We start from the raw sequence: 14,561 nt of genomic DNA, 5'->3' as shown, positions 1-14,561 counted from the left end.
GACCCCCTATGTAAATCGGCTCCGGGTCCCATGGCAAGCCCGGCCCCGCGGACACCGCGAAAATGTCTGTCCCCCGGGCCCGCGCGCCGGATAACATCCGCACGCACAGAATCGACCCTTGGAGCCCTCCTTGAGCGCGCAGACCGACAAGTCCACCGGACCCCCTCCCGAGGCCAGGCGCGCCCGGGTCGGGGTGTCCACCCTGTTCTTCGTCAACGGGTTCACCTACACGAACGCCGTTCCGTGGCTTCCGGTGATCAAGGTCCACCTGGGGTTGACCAACGCGGAGCTGGGGCTGGCGATCGCGGCGATGCCGTTCGGGGCGATCCTGACCGGGATGCTCGCGGGACCGCTGATCCACTGGTTCGGCAGCGGGCGGACCGCCGTGGGAACGAGTCTACTCTCGCTGGGAGCGCTTCCATTCATCGCGCTCGCGCAGAACTGGTGGATGCTCGCCGCCGCGCTCTTCGTCATGGGCTCCGCCGACGCCTGGACCGACTCGGCGCAGAACTCCCACGGCCTGCGCGTGCAACGCCGCTACCGGCGGAGCATCATCAACACGTTCCACGCGGTGTGGAGTCTGGCGGCGGTCTCCGGTGGTCTCCTCGGCGCGGCCATGGCCGGGTCCGGGGTGCCGATCCTCTGGCACCTGTCCGGGGTGACCGTCGTGCTCGTGGTGGTCAACCTCGCGATCAGCCGCATGCTGCTGCCCGGACCCGAGAACACCGAGCGCGGGGACGGGGTCAACGAGCACGACGGCGGCCGGTCCCGCATCCCCGCCAAGGGTCTCCTCCTGCTGGTGATGCTGGGCGTGCTGCTCATGATGGCCGGCGGCATCGAGGACTCCGCCGCCTCGTGGGGCGCGGTGTACATGAGCACCGAACTGGGTGCGCCGCTGTTCCTGGCCGCCATGCCGTTCGTGGCCTGTCAGGCGATGATGACGGTCGGCCGACTGCTGGGAGACCGGGTGACCGACCGGTTCGGTGCGGTCGCGGTGGGGCACGCCTGCGGTCTGCTGTCCGCCGGGGGGCTGGCCTTCGCCCTCCTCCTGCCGCACCCGGTGACCACCGTCATCGGCTTCGGCGTGATGGGGCTGGGCGTGTCCACCCTGTTCCCGCTGACGCTCGCCGCCGCCGGGAACATCCCCGGGGTGCGCACCGGCGACGGGGTGACGGTGGTGGGCTGGCTGGGCCGCGCCGGGTTCCTGGCCTTCCCGCCCCTTGTGGGCTTCCTCGCCGACTCGCTCACGCTCGGCAGCGCCCTCTGGGCGATCGCCGCGGCGGGGGTCGCGGCCTTCCTGCTCGCCTCCGCGCTGCGTCCTCGGTCCCAGTGACACGGGAGGGCCCCGTCCGCCGGATTCCTCCGGTGGACGGGGCCCTCCCCGCGTCAGACCCACGAGAACGCGGGAGCGGACGCGGTGTTACTCGGCCATGCCCGGACGGCGGCTGCCGACCCACAGGGCCAGAGCACCGATACCGGCCACGACGGCGCCGCCGAGCACGAAGCCCGACATGTCGACGCCCGTGGCGGCGAGCTCGCCGCCACCGGTGGTGTCACCGGCGGCCGGCGCCGGAGCGCTCGGAGCCTTGGCCCCGGGCGACTTGTCGCCGGGGGGCTGGCTGTTGTCACCCGGGTCGGTACCACCGTCCGGGTTCTCCGGCGGGTCCGTCGGGTCCGGGGGGTCCGTCGGGTCCGGGTCCGGAGGATCGGTCGGGTCCGGGTCCGGGGGGTCCGTCGGGTCCGGGTCCGGAGGATCGGTCGGGTCCGGGTCCGGGGGGTCCGTCGGGTCCGGGTCCGGGGGATCCGTCGGGTCCGGGTCCGGTCCCGGCGTCTCGCCGTCACCCGGGTCCGGCGGGTCGACCGGGTCCGGCGGGTCGATCGGGTCCGGGGGATCGATCGGGTCCGGTCCCGGCGTCTCGCCGTCACCCGGGTCCGGGTCAGGGCCGGGGAGGATCGGCAGGTCGATCAGCACCGGAGGTGCCGCGACCTCCTCGAACGCCTGCTCCACGACGGGGGTCGCTTCGAACAGGGGGGCAGGCTCCTGGACCGCCGCGGGGGCGGCCTCAGGGGCGACATCGGGGACGGTCTCTTCCGCGGTCTCGGCCGCGAAGGCCGGTGTCACCGAGAAGCCGGCCATGAACAGGCTGGCTGCCGTGACGGTGAATACCCGCTTCTTAAGGGACATCCCACTCCTTTCTTTCGCTTGCGTAGTGAACTATTCAGGGGGGATGGCATACAGGCGGCCCTCATGGACCACCACCGCGCGGTCGCCGAGAAGGCCGCGCGGAGTCTGTGCGTCCTCGTGAACCTCGGAGGGCGTGCCGGTGGCGTCCAGCGCCACCCGGCTCCCGTCCAGTTCTCCGAAGACCTGTTCACCGACGGTGATCTCGGGTGTGAAGCCCGGAACCACGTTCGTCTCACCGGTGGCGGGGGAGAACAGCACCGGCCCGTAGGCGACCAGTTCGGTGCCGATCGGCCCGGAGAGGTGACTGACCCCCTCCAGGGCGTCCTCCGAGATCTCCGCCGCGCCGAGCACGGCGCCGTCCTCACGGTCGTGGAAGGCCAGGATCGAACCGTCGCCCCCCTGCGCCTCCCAGCGGACGATGACGTACTCGCGCAGGGCGGTGACGACGTTCTCCATGTCGCCGGCCCCGTGGGGGCTCTCGGCCTGGACCTCCTCGTCGTCCTCGCCGGGCTGGACCCACTGCCAGGGACCGTTGACCACGGCGGTCAGGGCGCGGCCGTTCGTCGCGAGCATCGGCTCCGAGTTGCCCGGGGCCTCGAACTCCTCCAGCTCGCCGTCGATGGGCAGGTACGAGGCGTCCTCGGTACGGACCAGGACGGAGTCGCCCGCGTACCGGGCGGAGCCGGACTCGGGGAGCGCGACGCTGACGGCTCCCTCACCCGAGGCGGGCCAGAACCACAGGGTGTCGGCGGTCTCCATCACGATGGCGTCCTCGCCGCCGTACTCGACGAAGCGTGGGGCTCCGAGCCCGGCGCCCGCCTCGAAGGGCAGGTCGACCGACCACTCACGGGTGCCCTCGGGCCCGAGGAGGTTGAGCTGCTCCCCCGGGTCGATGTAGGCCAGGTAGGCACCGTCACGGCTGATGCCGGGCTGGGTCTCCGGGGCCAGTTCCTCACTGAATTCGACCGTGCCCGCGTACCCCGGCGGGGGCGGGAACTCCAGGGGGACCCCGGAGGCGTCGGGTTCCTCGTCCTCCGCGGAGGGGGCGGAACCGCCCAGCATGACGTTGGTGACGACCACCCCGCCGCCCAGGACGAGCAGCAGGGCGAGCGCGACCGCTCCCCCGATGAGGGCCTTCCGGCCCGCACCGCCCTTCTTGTCCGCCGAGGGCGGCGACGCGTCCTGGCCCGTACCGTCGGGGGAACCCCCGGGGGCGGACTGCTGGGACCGGTCCGAGAGCGCCTGGTCCGCCGCCTGCACGACGCCCGAGGGGGTCGCGACCAGGCGCCAGTAGCCGTTGGCGTCGCGCGCGTCGACCAGCACCGGCTGCCCGATGTGGGCGGCGTAGCCGGTGGCGACGTCCAGCGCCGCGCGTCGGGTCTCCTTGGGGGCCAGGCCGGTCACGACCTGGCGCTGCCCTTCGATGACGATCTCCGCGCTGCGCTCGTCGGGCGCGATGACGATGACGGCGGTGGGCCGGGGGTGCTCCGGACGGGACGCCCGACTCATGGTGTCTCCGAAGGCATGGGGAACGTGAACCTGTTCGTGTACGGGAGCAGGGGGACGATCAGCGATGACGGTCGGTCGCGGCGTGACGGGGTCCGCCAGCGGGGGTCGAACGGCACACGAGTAGTCAATGCTGCACGTGATGATACTGACCGTCTCAGAGGATGTTCACTCCGTTTCGCCATCAAGGAACCGGACACCTGCCCCGCCCCACCTGCCCGCACTGGCCCCCTGACGCCACTGACCTGCTGTGACACGCGCAGGAGGGCGCTGGGGCCCGCTTGGGCAACCTACTCACGCTGGAGAGGACACCCAAAAAGGCAATCAGGTTCACGCCGAAATTGGCCGGATCCGGCCATGGAGTTGTCGGTTATCCACGTTCCCGACACTCACGCAGGTGTCCCGGGCTCACGGAGGACAGGCGCACCGACTCTGGAGAGTCGCAGGGACCGGCGCCCTCCGCTCGCCAAAGGGTTGGGCCGGTAACGCACCTCGACGTGCGCCTCCTCCCCCGGCCGCAGGTCGACCTCAAGTGGAGCCGAGCGTTCCAGGGAGATGAGCGCGCGGACCCGGTGCCGCCCCGGGGCCAGTACGACCGTCGCCCGCTGGCCCGCCGTCAGGCTCACGACGTTCTCACCGTCCACCTGGAACCGGGGGTTCAGCCTGTTCAGTCCTCCCGGGCGCTGCGAGGGGAAGCCCAGGTACAGGACCGACCATCCCGGAGAAGGCGCCACGTGCGCACCCCAGCCGACGATCATCGGCCCCGGACAGGGCGGGGGCTGCCTGGCCTCACTCAGTTGGCGGACGATCGCCAGCACGTACAGGGAGACGGTGAACACGAGGAGGAAACCCACCTGCCAGGAGCCACGCCAGGCGATGGTGATCACGGTGATCACCAGGAGCGGCCCGCACACGAGGTGGGACACGATCCCGAACAGCAGACGGTGCAGGCCTCCGGTGGCGCGCCGCTCCCGCTCGTACTCGGCGGGCGAGATCAGGAACGCCATCCGGACCAGGTACACGCACATGGCGCCGAGGACGTACCCGACGATGAGCACGACGGAGAACGGAGGGCCCCAGAATCCCAGGTTGAGGGCCACGAACAGGGAGAGGAGGGTGACCACGAGGAATACGGCGGAGAGTCTCATCGGCCCTCTCCCAGCGGTCGGGAGGTCGAAGGAACGGTCTGTGTGAACGAGGACCTCATACGGATTCCCCCTTCTGCGCCCTTTCGGCGCGTTCCCGCGAGTACCCGCGCGTGCTCAGGACGGCGAAGCCGAGGGCGCCCAGCGGGAGCAGACCGAGGGGCCACAGCGAGGAGGGTCCGACCGGGTAGACCAGGTACGTCGCGATCGGCAGCGCCGCGACCGGAACCATGGGCCAGGCCAGCCAGACGAAGACGGCACCGTTGGCGGGGGGCTTCCCGGACCCGGCGATCCCAGGGGGCAGGGTCCGGGCGACTCCCTGGAGGATCTGCACGACCAACACGGCCACCAGGATGAACAGGGCGAAGGAGAAGGAGGGTCCGCTCTGGATCAGGGCCTCGTTGGTGAGGAGCATGTGCAACGTGAGGCTCACCAGGGCCGTGGTCAGGGCGGCGGTGCCGAACCTCTGTGCGGCGCGCGTCGGGTGTCCGCGGGACGGTGGTGAGAGCCGCGGCCGTGATCGAGCCGACCCAGAGGCGCGTGGACGCGTGGATCGGGGGCCCGGAGGGGGAGGGCACTGGGGGCCTTTCGGGGGGAGCGTCCAGGCTCGGTGCGGCGGGTTCGCGGCCTCCCGCTGGACACGGTACGAAAATACCGACAATCCCGGCTTAACGGGCACCCTGGCCGCTTGTGGTCAGCGCCCGTTGAGGGTGTCGATGACCGCCTGCTCCCGCCGCTGGGCGAGGCGGTCGGCCCTCTCGAAGTGGCGGTTGGCGAGCTCCGCGCGGGCGGCGGCGGTGCGCACCGTGGGCCACAGCGCGTCGATCTCGGAGTTGAGCGAGGACCCCACCAGCACGGCGATCGCCATGACGTACAGCCACGCCAGGATCGCGATGGGGGCGGACAGCGAACCGTAGATGCTCATCTGCCCGAAGGAGGCGTCCAGGTAGGCGCGCAGTCCCGCCGAACCGGCCAGGAGCACCAGAGTGGCCAGGAGCGCACCGGGAAGGTGCCGCCAGAGCGGGGTGCGGACGGGGACGCTCAGCGCGTAGAGCAGCGTGACCGCCGCGGTGACGAGCAGGCCCACGATCGGCCAGTAGAAGAGGTTGAGACGGCCCACGGTGAGCGGCAACAGCTCGTGGACGATGTCGGGCCCGGCCACCATCACCGGCAGCACCAGGACCGCGAAGAGCAACCCGCCCAGGTAGGCGAAGAAGGCGAGCACCCGCTGCCACAGCCAGCCGCGCAGCTCGTCCAGGCCGTAGGAGATCGTGATCGAGCGGATGAAGACGTTCATCGCCCGCGACCCCGACCACAGGGACACCAGGAAGGTCACCGAGAGGACGCCGCCCGGGACACCGCCGAGGAAGTCGTCGACCAGTGGCTCCACCACGCTCTCGACGGCGGCGGGGGTGAGGACGCGCGCCGCCAGGTCCAGCATCCACTCGCGGATCTCCACCACGAGGCCCTCCCCGAACACCATGGCCAGCGGGCCCAGGGCTCCCAGGAGGCAGAGCAGCAGCGCGGGGAGGGAGATCAGCGCGAAGAAGGCCGACTCGGCGGCCAGGCCGACCACCCGGTCGCGGGAGAGGGCCCGGAGGGTGCGCAGCACGAGCAGCGTGCCGCTGTGGAAGACGGGATGGCGTCGCAGCCAGGCGTCGGCCATGCGCCACAGGCCCTCCCAGAATCCCACCACGGGGATCACGTTAGCGCTCCTCGGGGCGGTCGGCACCACGCGGGCATGACGTGACTCACATTCGGGCCCGTGGCGCACACCCTGGACAAGCACCGGAAGCCCGTGTCATTCTCGAAACATGAACGCTGTCCTCGACCCCATGCTCCGCGTGCGCCGCCACGTGGACTTCCTTCGGGTCAGCAGCGCCATCTGTTGCAGCGTCGGATAACTTCTCGCCGCCTTTTGACGCACCCTCAGGGGTGCGCGCGGCCCCGGCGCTCCCCCTCTTCCTCGAACTCCCACACACGGACTTCACCCGTGACACCGTCCACGACGACGTGCGGTGTCCACGGGCCAGTGGTGCGGGCGCCGGGACCGTGAGCACCCCGCGACCCCAACGGAGACACCCGCGATGCCTCCCTCTTCCGCGCAGCCCGGCAAGGCACCCACGGCAGCCCAACCCAAACGCCGCCGTGGTGAGGGCCAGTGGGCCCTCGGCTACCGCGAACCGCTGAACAAGAACGAGGAGAACAAGAAGAACGACGACGGGCTCAACGTCCGCGATCGGATCATCAACGTCTACGCGAAGGGCGGGTTCGACTCGATCGACCCCGCCGACCTGCGCGGACGCTTCCGCTGGTTCGGCCTCTACACCCAGCGCGCCCCCGGCATCGACGGCGGCAAGACCGCCGTGCTGGAGCCCGAGGAGCTGGACGACCGCTACTTCATGCTGCGCGTGCGCATCGACGGCGGGCAGCTGTCGGCGGCCCAGCTGCGCGCGGTCGCGGAGATCTCCCGTGACTACGGGCGCGACACCGCCGACATCACCGACCGGCAGAACGTGCAGTACCACTGGATCCGGGTCGAGGACGTGCCCGCGATCTGGGAGAAGCTGGAGTCGGTCGGGCTGTCCACCACGGAGGCCTGCGGCGACACCCCCCGCGTGATCCTGGGCTGCCCCCTGGCCGGGGTGGCCGAGGACGAGGTCCTGGACCCCACCGAGCAGATCGAGCAGATCTACGAGGAGCACATCGGCAGTCCGCTGTACTCGAACCTCCCCCGCAAGTTCAAGTCGTCGCTGTCCGGGTGCACCGTGCACTGCGTGAACCACGAGATCAACGACGTGGCCTTCGTGGGCGTGCGCGACGCGGCGGGTGAGGCCGGGTACGACCTGTTCGTCGGCGGCGGTCTGTCCACCAACCCGATGTTCGCCCAACGGCTGGGCGCGTTCGTGCGCCCCGACCAGGTGAGCGAGGTGTGGGCCGGGGTCTGCGCGATCTTCCGCGACTACGGTTTCCGCCGCCTGCGCACCCGGGCCCGGATCAAGTTCCTCATCAAGGAGTGGGGCGCGGAGAGGTTCCGCGAGGTCCTGGAGCGGGAGTACCTCGGCTACGCGCTCCCCGACGGCCCGGCGCCCGTGCTGGACCCGGGGGTGCGCCGCGACCACGTGGGCGTGCACCGCCAGCGCGACGGCCGGTTCTACGTGGGATTCGCGCCCAAGGTGGGCCGGGTCTCGGGCACCTCGCTGCTGCGGGTCGCGGAGATCGCGGAGGAGCACGGGTCCGACCGCGTCCGCACCACCGCCGACCAGAAGCTGGTCATCCTCGACATCGAGGAGGAGCGGGTCCCGTCGATCACGGCCGCGCTGGAGTCCGAGGACTTCCAGGTCAACCCGAGTGTCTTCCGTCGGCAGACCATGGCCTGCACCGGGATCGAGTTCTGCAAGCTGGCCATCGTGGAGACCAAGGGCCGCGCCGCGACCCTCATCGACGAACTGGAGAAGCGGCTCCCGGACTTCGAGGAGCCGGTGACCATCAACGTCAACGGCTGCCCGAACTCGTGCGCGCGCATCCAGGTCGCCGACATCGGCCTCAAGGGGCAGCTCGTCATGAACGAGCGGGGCGAGCAGGTGGAGGGCTACCAGATCCACCTGGGCGGCGGCATGGGCCTGACCCAGTCCTTCGGCAAGAAGATCCGCGGGCTGAAGACCACCGCCGACGACCTCCCCGACTACGTCGAGCGGGTGCTCCGGCGTTTCCAGGAGCAGCGGGAGGACGGCGAGAACTTCGCCGCATGGGCGGGCCGCGCCGACGACGCGGACCTGAAGTGACGACCTGACACCCAGGGCCCGGGCGCTGCTCGCCCGGGCCCGCCCGGCCCCCTGCCCCGGGCCGGGTCCACCGGAAGGAAGAGGTGTGCCGTGTCCGAAAGGGCCGCACCTTACTACTGCCCCTACTGCGGCGACGAGGACCTGATGCCCGAGGAGGGGGCGGCCGTCAAGGGCGAGGGCTACCCCTGGGCCTGCCTGTCCTGTGCCCGGGTGTTCCGGGTCAAGTACGTGGGCCTGCGCTCCGCCTCGTTCTCCGCGGGCGGAGCCCCCTCCAGACCGACGGAAGGCAACGAATGAACGCCACCATCGCCACGACCGGCGGACCGGAGCTGGCCGCGCGGGCCGCGCGTGAGCTGGAGGAGGCCTCGGCCCCGGAGATCATCGCCTGGGCCGCCGAGACCTTCGGCTCCGAACTCTGCATGACCTCCTCCATGGCGGACGCGCTCATGGTGGACCTGGCGTCCAGGGCCGCTCCGGGGATCGACGTGATCTTCCTGGACACCGGCTACCACTTCCCCGAGACCATCGGCACCCGTGACGCCGTGGCCTCCGTCTACGACATCACCCTGATCAATGTGGAACCGTCCCGGACCGTGACCGAGCAGGACCTGGTCCTGGGCCCCCGGTTGCACGGGCGCGACCCGGGCATCTGCTGCCACCTGCGCAAGGTGGAGCCCCTCCAGCGGGCGTTGGAGCCGTACTCGGCGTGGCTGACGGGGCTGCGCCGGGAGGACTCGGTCACCCGCCGGGACACCCCGGTGGTGCAGTGGGACCGGCGCCGGCGGATGACCAAGGTCAACCCGATCGCCCGGTGGACCCAGGAGGAGGTGGAGGCCTACATGTCCGAGCACGGGGTGATGGTGAACCCGCTCCAGTACGACGGGTACCCCTCGATCGGCTGCGAGCCGTGCACCCGCCGTGTGGAGCCGGGCGAGGACCCCCGGAGCGGGCGGTGGTCCGGGACCGGCAAGACCGAGTGCGGGATCCACGTATGAGCGGCGGCGGGGGTACCGGGCCGCGCGCCCCGGTCCCGCTGCTGGCGGTGGCGCACGGGAGCCGGGACCCGAGGTCGGCGGAGGCCGTCTCGGCCGTCTTCGACCGGGTCCGGTGCCTGAGGCCGGAGCTGGACGTGCGCCTGTCGTTCCTGGACCACGTGGCGCCCGCCGCCGAGGAGGCCCTGGACGACCTGGCCTCCGGCGGCGCCGGTGAGGTCGTGGTCCTGCCCGCGCTGCTGACGGCCGCGTTCCACAGCAAGGTGGACCTGCCGTCGGTACTCGACCGGGCGCGCGAGCGCGGCCCGTGGGTGCGGATCCACTACGCCGACACGCTGGGCCCGCATCCGCTGCTGTTGGACGCGGTGGAGCGGCGTCTGGCGGAGGCGGGGGCGTACGCCGAGCCGGGGACGGCGCTGGTGCTGGCCTCGGCCGGGTCGAGCGACGCGGCGGCCAACGAGGTGATCGGGGCGATGGCCCGGGAGCTGGCCGATCGGGGCCCGTGGACGGAGGTCGTGGCGGCGTACGCCTCGGCGTCCGAACCGAGCCCCGGCCAGGCGGTGCGGGAGCTGCTGGCGCGCGGCCACGGCCGGGTGGCGGTCAGCGGCTACCTGTTGGCGCCCGGGTTCTTCTCCGACCGGGTCCGCGCGCAGTCGACGGAAGCGGGGGCCTCGGTGGTCGCCGACGCCCTCGGGGACGTGCCGGAGCTCGCGCGTGTGGTGCTGGAGCGCTACGACGCGGCGGTCGCGGCCCGGCACGCCACCGTGTGAGGACCCGGCCGGTGTGAACCGGCGTGAAGGGGGCGGGCGGCTCCGAGGGGCCGCCCGCCCCCGACGTGTGCCGGGACATGCCGGGAGCGGGTCAGACGGCGGCGACGGCCGCGCTGAGCAGGATCGCGGCGGAGAACAGCAGGGCGCCCGGGGCGCCCACCGCTCCCGCGACCCCCGCGGCCGCCGCCGGTACGGCCACCTGACCCAGGCGGTTACCCCAGATGCGCAGGGCCAGGGCCGCCCCACGGGCCCCCTCCGGTGCCAGGGTGGTGACCTGGGCCATCGTCAGGGGCTGCCCCAGGCCGAGCAGGAATCCGCCCACGACCAGCACACCCGCGAGGACGGCGAACCCGCCCAGCGGCAGCGCCACCAGGGTGAGCGCGACGGCCGCCACCGAGGTGCTGGTGACGACCAGCGCCCTGCGCGACCAGCGGCGCCGCATCCACGGCAGGGTCAGCCGGGAGAGCAGGGAGGCACCGGCGCGCAGGCTCAGCAGGACACCGACGAGCATCGGGGACAGCCCCCGGCTCTCGGCGATGAGCGGCAGGTAGGCGGTGAGGATGTCCACGGCGGTGAGCAGCGCCAGGCTGGTGAACAGCGCCGAGGGCATCCGGCGGCGGCGCAGGAGGTCCCGTGTGGGGACCGGGGGCGCGGCCCTCTGCGCGTCGGTGCGCCGCATCGGGCTCAGCCGCGCCAGCGGGATCAGCGGAAGGAAGCCCAGGGCGGCGACGGCCCCGGCCACCAGCAGCGCGGTGGAGGTGGCGGTGAGCAGCTCCGGCCCGGTGGAGTCGGAGAGGATGACGCCGGAGATCAGCGGACCGACGAGTTGGCCGAGGGAGGCCGCGGCGGTGAACCAGCCGAAGTCGCGGTCCAGGTGTTCGGGGCGCGAGTAGCGGGCGATGAGGGCCTGGGCGGAGACCATGCACAGCAGGTGGCCCACGCCCACGACCGTGCTGGACAGGGCGAGTCCGAGCAGCCCCCCGGACCCGGCCAGGAGGAGGCTGCCGACGGCCAGGACGACCGAGCCCAGGCCCGCGAGCCACGCGATGCGGCCCGCACGGTCGGTGAAGCGGCCGAGCGAGACCGCGATGACCAGTGGGAGCAGCGCGTAGGCGGCGGTGACCAGTCCGACCTCGACGGCATCCCCGCCCACCGCGATGGTGCGGTAGGAGATGAGGGGTCGGACGAGGTTGAGCGCGGTGTGGGTGAGGACCACGCTGCCCAATAGCCCCCAGAGCCATCGGGAGTGTGCCGTCTGTCCCGAGTCCGTCATGGTCCCCCTCGCGGCGTGCCCGGTGCGCGCCCCGCCGTTCCGTTCCCGTGACGGTCCGGACCGTCACGGCCCGCGCATCGTACCGGGGACGTTCGGTGCGAAACCGGGCGGGGTGCCCACCGGGTGCGCGCCGCCGCGACGACGGGCCCGTCGGACAGGATGCCGAGGTGGGGTCGGTACCGACCCCACCGTCGCCGCCGTCGCCGGACGGCGGCCCCGGGAGGCGACGGACTCCCCGGGATGGGCCCCGGTTCCGTCCCACTGGGCGGTGACGGCGTCGCGGGGCCCCGGGCGGCGCGGGGTTGAGTAGGTTCGGGGTACTGGAGCCGAGTGGACGGGGTGTGTGATGGCGGGACGGGACGGAATCCGGGACCTCCTGCGCGGGCTGCGGGTGTTCGCGGGGCCGCTGGCGAGCTTCGACCCCACCGAGGCACCGGACGACCCGGTGGACCTGTTCGTGGAGTGGCTGGGCGAGGCGATCGCGGCCGGGGTGCCCGAACCGCACGCCATGACCCTGGCGACGGCCGACGCCGACGGGGCTCCGTCGGCGCGCGTCCTCATCCTGAAGGACCTCACCGACGAGGGGTGGTCGTTCGCGACCACCACGACCTCGGCCAAGGGCCGGGAGCTCGCGAGCAACCCCCGGGCCGCGCTCCTCTTCTTCTGGGGACTCCAGGGCCGTCAGGTGCGGCTGCGCGGTCCCGTGGAACTGGCCGGGGCCGAGGAGCGCGCCGCCGACTTCACCGCACGCCCCCTGGAGGGGCGTGTGGCGGGGCTGCACGGACGCCAGAGCCAGCCCCTGGACAGTCTGGAGACCGTCCACGCGACCGCCGAGGAGAGCCGCGCCCGACTGGAGGCCGACCCCGGGCTGGCACCCGACGACTGGGGCCTGTACCGGCTCGCGCCCACCGAGATCGAGTTCTGGCAGGCGGACCCGGACCGGCGCCACACCCGGCTGCGGTACCGGCGCGCGGACTCCTCCGCGCCGTGGGAGCGGGGTCTCCTGTGGCCCTGAACGGGCCCGGGAAGCGCGAGGTGACGGCGTGACCGAACCAGGTTCGGTCGGGTGTTCCGGGCAGGGATAGGATTCCCGCACCCGTCCACCCCCGAACCAGGATCGGAGCCGGAATGCCCGACACACACGAAGTGTTCAACCAGGCCACTCCGCTCGGTGACTACAGCGCCGCCGACGACCCCGCCCTCCTGGAGGGCCTGCGCCGCGAGGGCGCGGGCTGGGCCGAGGCCGACGTGCGCGAGATCGGCGACGCGGCGGGATCCGAGCGGGTGCGTGCCTGGGGCGAGTCCGCCAACGCCTACCCCCCGGTCCTGCGCACCCACGACCGCTACGGCCACCGCGTGGACGAGGTCGACTACCAGCCCGCCTACCACGTGCTCATGGACCAGGCCGTGGAGCACGGCCTGCACGCCGCCCCCTGGGCGGACGCGCGCGAGGGGGCCCACGTGGCCCGCGCGGCCAAGTTCTTCCTGTGGTCGCAGGCGGAGAGCGGCCACGGCTGTCCGATCTCCATGACCTACGCGGCCGTCCCGGCGCTGCGCCACTCCCCCGAGCTGGCGGCGGCGTACGAACCGCTGCTCACCGCCCGCGCCTACGACTTCGGGCTGCGGGCGCCGCTGACCAAGCGCGGGCTCCTCGCGGGCATGTCGATGACCGAGAAGCAGGGCGGCTCGGACGTCCGCGCGAACACCACCCGTGCCGTGCCCACCCGTGAGGGCCACCACCTGCTCACCGGCCACAAGTGGTTCACCTCCGCCCCCATGAGCGACGTGTTCCTCACCCTGGCGCAGGCCCCCGAGGGGCTGACCTGCTTCCTGGTCCCGCGCGTGCTGCCCGACGGCTCCCGGAACCGGATGTTCGTCCAGCGGCTCAAGGACAAGCTGGGCAACAGGTCCAACGCCTCCGCCGAGCTGGAGTACGACGGCGCCGTGGCGTACCCGGTCGGGGAGCCGGGCCGGGGCGTGCCCACCATCATCGAGATGGTCAACAGCACCCGCCTGGACTGCGTGATCGGCTCCGCCTCGGGCATGCGCGCCGCGGTGGTGCAGGCTCTGCACCACGCCGAGACCCGGAGCGCCTTCGGTACTCCGCTCGTGGACCAGCCGCTCATGCGCAACGTCCTGGCCGACCTCGCCCTGGAGTCCGAGGCGGCCACGTCGCTCATGACGCGCCTGGCCGGATCGGTGGACCGCGCGGTGCGCGGCGACGAGGGTGAGGCCGCCTTCCGCCGCCTGGGCGTGGCCGTGGGCAAGTTCTGGGTGACCAAGCGCCAGCCGGTGCACGCGGCCGAGGCCCTGGAGTGCCTGGGCGGCAACGGGTACGTGGAGGAGTCGGGCATGCCCCGCCTGTTCCGCGACTCACCGCTCAACTCCATCTGGGAGGGCTCGGGCAACGTGGCCGCCCTGGACGTGCTGCGGGCGATGGCGAGGGCGCCGGAGTCGGTGGAGGCCTTCCTCGCGGAACTCGACACCGCGGCCGGTTCCGACGACCACTACGACGCCGCCCTCAAGCGGCTGGGGCGGGCCCTGGGCGATCTGGAGGAGGTCCAGTACCGGGCCCGTGCGGTGGTGGAGCTGATGGCGCTGACCCTCCAGGCGTCGGTACTGCTGCGCTACGCGCCCACCCCGGTGGCCGAGGCGTTCACCGCGTCCCGGCTGGGCGGCGAGTGGGGGCACGTGTTCGGGACGCTGCCCAGGGGCGTGGACACGGAGCTGATCCTGGACCGGGCCCGCCCCCGGGGCTGATCCGCTGGCCGGGCTCCGCGCCGGGACCCGCCGTGTCCCGGTGCCGACCTCCCCTCTCCCGGTGCCGACCCCCTTTCGCGGGGATCGGCGCCGGGAGCCCACGCGAGAAACCCCCGGAACTCCTTTCCTCCTCCCTTTCACCCCC

The 14,561-nt window shown here is 72.3% G+C and carries 14 protein-coding genes; 8 read left to right on the top strand and 6 right to left on the bottom strand.

What is annotated here, in order from left to right; all coding sequences use genetic code 11:
• Nucleotides 1-130 precede the first annotated feature (130 nt).
• On the top strand, nt 131-1,333 hold the full coding sequence (locus tag AC0VYM_RS13040; RefSeq protein WP_475462534.1) for an MFS transporter: 1,203 nt from the start codon (nt 131-133) through the stop codon (nt 1,331-1,333).
• Nucleotides 1,334-1,420: 87 nt separating this feature from the next.
• Here AC0VYM_RS13040 and AC0VYM_RS13035 read toward each other — a convergent pair whose 3' ends face one another.
• The 5 genes from AC0VYM_RS13035 to AC0VYM_RS13015 form a co-directional block, all read right to left on the bottom strand.
• A complete protein-coding gene (locus AC0VYM_RS13035) occupies nt 1,421-2,185 on the bottom strand; it encodes a hypothetical protein (RefSeq protein WP_475462533.1) in 765 nt (254 codons plus the stop codon).
• A 30-nt stretch (nt 2,186-2,215) separates the two neighbouring features.
• Nucleotides 2,216-3,694 carry a hypothetical protein gene (locus AC0VYM_RS13030; protein WP_475462532.1) on the bottom strand — a complete coding sequence of 493 codons (1,479 nt, stop codon included), beginning with the start codon at nt 3,692-3,694 and terminating at the stop codon, nt 2,216-2,218.
• A gap of 386 nt (nt 3,695-4,080) precedes the next feature.
• Nucleotides 4,081-4,839, bottom strand: coding sequence for a hypothetical protein (locus tag AC0VYM_RS13025; protein WP_475462531.1), 759 nt, complete (start codon nt 4,837-4,839; stop codon nt 4,081-4,083).
• 55 nt (nt 4,840-4,894) lie between these two features.
• Nucleotides 4,895-5,269 carry a hypothetical protein gene (locus tag AC0VYM_RS13020; RefSeq protein WP_475462530.1) on the bottom strand — a complete coding sequence of 125 codons (375 nt, stop codon included), beginning with the start codon at nt 5,267-5,269 and terminating at the stop codon, nt 4,895-4,897.
• A gap of 261 nt (nt 5,270-5,530) precedes the next feature.
• Nucleotides 5,531-6,532 (bottom strand): YihY/virulence factor BrkB family protein, encoded by a 1,002-nt coding sequence (locus AC0VYM_RS13015; RefSeq protein ID WP_475463023.1) that lies wholly within the window; start codon nt 6,530-6,532, stop codon nt 5,531-5,533.
• A 118-nt stretch (nt 6,533-6,650) separates the two neighbouring features.
• Here AC0VYM_RS13015 and AC0VYM_RS13010 point away from each other — a divergent pair, with 118 nt between their 5' ends.
• From AC0VYM_RS13010 to AC0VYM_RS12990, 5 genes are all read left to right on the top strand, one after another.
• A complete protein-coding gene (locus tag AC0VYM_RS13010; protein ID WP_338042027.1) occupies nt 6,651-6,740 on the top strand; it encodes a putative leader peptide in 90 nt (29 codons plus the stop codon).
• Between the two features lie 183 nt (nt 6,741-6,923).
• On the top strand, nt 6,924-8,621 hold the full coding sequence (locus AC0VYM_RS13005; protein WP_475462529.1) for a nitrite/sulfite reductase: 1,698 nt from the start codon (nt 6,924-6,926) through the stop codon (nt 8,619-8,621).
• A 90-nt stretch (nt 8,622-8,711) separates the two neighbouring features.
• Nucleotides 8,712-8,918, top strand: coding sequence for a hypothetical protein (locus tag AC0VYM_RS13000; RefSeq protein ID WP_017545529.1), 207 nt, complete (start codon nt 8,712-8,714; stop codon nt 8,916-8,918).
• Nucleotides 8,915-9,616: a phosphoadenylyl-sulfate reductase gene (locus AC0VYM_RS12995; protein ID WP_475462528.1), complete on the top strand. Its 702-nt coding sequence runs from the start codon at nt 8,915-8,917 to the stop codon at nt 9,614-9,616. Before AC0VYM_RS13000 ends, AC0VYM_RS12995 begins: the two co-directional genes overlap by 4 nt.
• Nucleotides 9,613-10,383, top strand: a complete 771-nt coding sequence (locus AC0VYM_RS12990; protein WP_475462527.1) for a sirohydrochlorin chelatase — start codon at nt 9,613-9,615, stop codon at nt 10,381-10,383. Before AC0VYM_RS12995 ends, AC0VYM_RS12990 begins: the two co-directional genes overlap by 4 nt.
• 91 nt (nt 10,384-10,474) lie before the next feature.
• Here AC0VYM_RS12990 and AC0VYM_RS12985 read toward each other — a convergent pair whose 3' ends face one another.
• Nucleotides 10,475-11,656, bottom strand: coding sequence for an MFS transporter (locus tag AC0VYM_RS12985; protein WP_475462526.1), 1,182 nt, complete (start codon nt 11,654-11,656; stop codon nt 10,475-10,477).
• 346 nt (nt 11,657-12,002) lie between these two features.
• Between AC0VYM_RS12985 and AC0VYM_RS12980 the strand changes: the two genes are divergently transcribed.
• Nucleotides 12,003-12,671: a pyridoxine/pyridoxamine 5'-phosphate oxidase gene (locus AC0VYM_RS12980; protein WP_475462525.1), complete on the top strand. Its 669-nt coding sequence runs from the start codon at nt 12,003-12,005 to the stop codon at nt 12,669-12,671.
• Between the two features lie 113 nt (nt 12,672-12,784).
• The gene (locus AC0VYM_RS12975; RefSeq protein ID WP_475462524.1) at nt 12,785-14,416 is read left to right on the top strand and encodes an acyl-CoA dehydrogenase family protein; all 1,632 of its coding nucleotides are present in this window, start codon (nt 12,785-12,787) and stop codon (nt 14,414-14,416) included.
• The last annotated feature ends 145 nt before the right edge of the window (nt 14,417-14,561 follow it).

The sequence above is a fragment of the Nocardiopsis sp. iso_237 genome (assembly GCF_056173345.1).
Note: the sequence above shows the minus strand (reverse complement) of the source record. Positions and strands in the feature narration are given on the sequence as shown.